General features: G+C 57.5%; 3 protein-coding genes. 2 read left to right on the top strand and 1 reads right to left on the bottom strand.

What is annotated here, in order from left to right:
• Window positions 1-160: 160 nt before the first annotated feature.
• The gene (gene carA, locus ACIQZK_RS10605; protein ID WP_397576097.1) at window positions 161-1,318 is read right to left on the bottom strand and encodes a glutamine-hydrolyzing carbamoyl-phosphate synthase small subunit; all 1,158 of its coding nucleotides are present in this window, start codon (window positions 1,316-1,318) and stop codon (window positions 161-163) included.
• A gap of 216 nt (window positions 1,319-1,534) precedes the next feature.
• On the opposite strand from carA, the gene ACIQZK_RS10600 reads away from it, so the two are divergent.
• Both ACIQZK_RS10600 and dnaG read left to right on the top strand, forming a co-directional pair.
• Window positions 1,535-1,987: a GatB/YqeY domain-containing protein gene (locus tag ACIQZK_RS10600; RefSeq protein ID WP_324476726.1), complete on the top strand. Its 453-nt coding sequence runs from the start codon at window positions 1,535-1,537 to the stop codon at window positions 1,985-1,987.
• Between the two features lie 40 nt (window positions 1,988-2,027).
• Window positions 2,028-3,462: DNA primase (gene dnaG, locus ACIQZK_RS10595; protein ID WP_397576096.1), on the top strand; the 1,435-nt coding region annotated here is incomplete at its 3' end.

Here is a 3,462-nt window from a genome sequence, read left to right as displayed (position 1 = left end):
ATGATGGGGCCAGCGCCAATGATGAGGATCGATTTTATGTCAGTACGTTTGGGCATTTAATTCATATTTCCAAAGGCCCCAGCCGCACTTTCATGCATACGACGGAGTGTAGAGGAGGTCAGTGCGCAGCACAAAGAATAGAGGGCCGGCATCAGGATATTCACCCCATCATCCCCGCGAATTTTTCGAACAGATAATGGCTGTCCTGCGGGCCGGGTGAGGCTTCTGGGTGATATTGCACCGAAAATGCGGGCTGGTCGGCGAGTTCGAAGCCGCAATTGCTGCCGTCGAACAGGCTGATATGCGTGGCCTTTGCATTGGCGGGCAAGGTGTCTGCATCCACGGCAAAGCCATGGTTCATGCTGGTAATTTCGACCGCGCCGTCGCTCAGGCGCTTGACCGGATGGTTCGCGCCGCGGTGGCCCTGATGCATTTTCTCGGTCTTCGCGCCGACCGCGAGGCCAAGCATTTGATGCCCGAGGCAAATGCCGAACAAAGGCTTTTTGGTGTCCAGCCACTGCTTGATCACCGGAACGGTATATACGCCAGTCGCAGCCGGGTCGCCGGGGCCGTTCGACAGGAATAGACCGTCGGGCGCGTGCGCCATGATTTCTTCGAATGTTGCGGTCGCGCTCACGATCGTGACGTCGCAACCGACATCGACCAAATTACGCAGGATATTGTGCTTTATGCCATAATCGATGGCGACGACTTTTTTGCCGCCCTTGGCAGGTTCGGCATAGCCAGAACCCAGTTTCCAAAGCCCCTGCCCCCAACCATAAGTCTGCAACGTCGTTACATCCTTGGCGAGGTCCATGCCTTCCAAGCCAGCCCATGCCTTTGCGCGTGCCAACAATGCAGGGACGTCGAAATCGCCGCTCGCCGAATGTGCAATCACGGCATTTGGCGCGCCGGCAACACGGATGAGCCGCGTAAGTGCGCGGGTATCCACGCCCGAAACGCCAATGCGGCCATTGGCTTTCATCCACGCATCAAAATGCTGTGTGCTGCGGAAATTGGATGGGTCCGTCACGTCCTGACGCACGATAGCGCCCAAGGCATGCGGGTTCAGCGCCTCAACATCTTCGGGGTTTGTGCCGACATTGCCAATATGCGGGAAGGTGAAGTTGATGATTTGCCCGGCATAAGACGGGTCGGTCATCACTTCTTGATAGCCTGTCATGGCTGTGTTGAAGCACACTTCGCCAACGGCTTGGCCCTCTGCGCCAAAGCCCTTGCCCCAGATGACTTCCCCGGACGCCAAAACCAATACCCCCGTCGCTCCAGAAGGCGCGCGCGAAGAAATGGGGTCGGCCATGATGGGGTCGCTCCTGTGAGACGGATTACAGCAATGTCGCTAAGGGATTGCGCCTAGAGACGGCGGGCGGGTGCGTCAATCTCAAACTCACCCTCCCGGACTTGTTTCCGCATCTTAATTGTGGATGAAATGACATTAAGACCCTGAACCAAGTTCAGGGTGACGGTTTGGCGCGGATTGGCTATCTGCGCAAAATACATATTCGGAAAGAACATTATGATTCGTGATACCATCAAGGCCGCCCAAATCACCGCGATGAAGGCTGGCGAAAAAGACCGGCTCGCCGCCGTTCGCCTTATCCTAGCCAAAATCAAAGACCGCGACATCGAACTGCGCACCGCATCGCAGCAGCCCGATGATGACGCGATGGTGGTTGAGGTCATGCAGAAGATGATCAAGCAACGCCGCGAATCTATCGCGCTGTATGAACAGGGCGGACGCGTTGAGCTGGCCGCGATTGAAGCTGCTGAGCTTGCGATCATCGAAGATTTCCTGCCCGCACAAATGAGCGACGCCGAAACCAGCGCGGCCATCGAAGGTATCAAGGCTGAACTCGGCGCAGAGACCCTGAAAGACATGGGCCGTGTCATGGCGACCTTAAAAGAACGCCATGGGCCGCAACTCGACATGAGCAAGGCAAGCGGCCTTGTGAAGGCGGCGTTGTCGTAAACATGCTCCCTTCCCGCCTGCGTGAGGGGAATACCCAACAATGACCCTCACCCCGCAATGGCTTGATGAACTGCGGTCGCGGACAACGCTTTCCGCGTTGATTGGCCGCACCGTAAAGGTCACCAAGGCGGGGCGCGAGTTTAAGGCATGTTGTCCGTTTCATAACGAGAAGTCGCCAAGCTTCACGATCAACGATGAAAAAGGTTTCTACCATTGCTTTGGCTGCTCCGCGCATGGCGATGCCATTCGGTGGATGACCGACCAACGCGGCCTGTCGTTCATGGACGCGATTAAGGAGTTGGCCGCCGAAGCGGGGATGGAAGTCCCTGCCCCTGACCCCAAAGCCGCCCAGCGCGCCGAAAAAGCGAACAGCCTGTATGACGTGATGACGTCTGCGCAGGACTGGTTCGTCGCGCAATTGCAAAGCCCCGATGGCGCAGGTGCGCGGGCCTATCTGAAAAAGCGCGGGTTCAGCGAAAAAACCATCCGCGATTTCGGCTTCGGACTGGCGCCCGATAATCGCACAGCGCTGAAATCAGCACTGAAGCAATATGGCGACGCCATGCTGGTTGAGGCGGGGTTGCTGATCGCGGTTGAGGACAAGGATCCTTACGACCGATTTCGCGGCCGACTGATGATACCCATTCGCGACCCGCGCGGCCGCGTGATTGCTTTTGGCGGCCGGATATTGGGCGATGGTGAGCCCAAATATCTCAATTCTCCCGATACGCCTTTGTTCGACAAGGGGCGGACGCTCTACAATCTGGACAAATGTTCGCCTGCATCGCGCCAGACAGGCCGGGTTATCGTCGTTGAAGGCTATATGGACGTGATCGCGATTGCGCAGGCCGGCTTTGGGGACGCGGTTGCGCCATTGGGCACCGCGCTGACCGAACAGCAAATCCAGATGCTCTGGCGCATGACCGAAAAACCGTTGCTGTGCTTCGATGGAGACTCAGCTGGGCAGAAAGCCGCGATGCGCGCGGCGTTACGTGCCCTGCCCTTGCTAAAGCCTGGCCACAGCCTTCAGTTCGTGACGCTGCCCGATGGGCAGGATCCGGATGACCTTGTGAAGGCATCGGGCGCAAAGGCCCTCACAGAGCTTCTGGAGGCGTCTGAGCCGCTTGTGGAGCGATTGTGGAAGGCGGAGGTGTCTGCATCGCCATTGGACACGCCAGAGGACCGTGCGGGGCTTAAACAACGCCTTGGTGTGCACATGGCGACCATCACGGACGGAGAAATCAAACGACATTATGCCGATGCGTTTCGCGAACGGTTCGATAATCTTTTCGCAACACGCAGAAACGCACCGCCAGCACGCTTCACCAACACGCCAAAACGCGACTGGCGAAAGCCGCAAATTTTGCCGCCCGGCGCAGAGACCAAGAGTTTCAATGCAAAGGGATCGGATTTCTTAGTGCAAGGCGTGCTTGGCGCATTGCTGCGCAACCCATCCATGATACGCCAGCATCATG

Source organism: Sphingorhabdus sp., from assembly GCF_044338195.1.
Classification (GTDB): Bacteria; Pseudomonadota; Alphaproteobacteria; order Sphingomonadales; family Sphingomonadaceae; genus Sphingorhabdus_B.
Note: the sequence above shows the minus strand (reverse complement) of the source record. Positions and strands in the feature narration are given on the sequence as shown.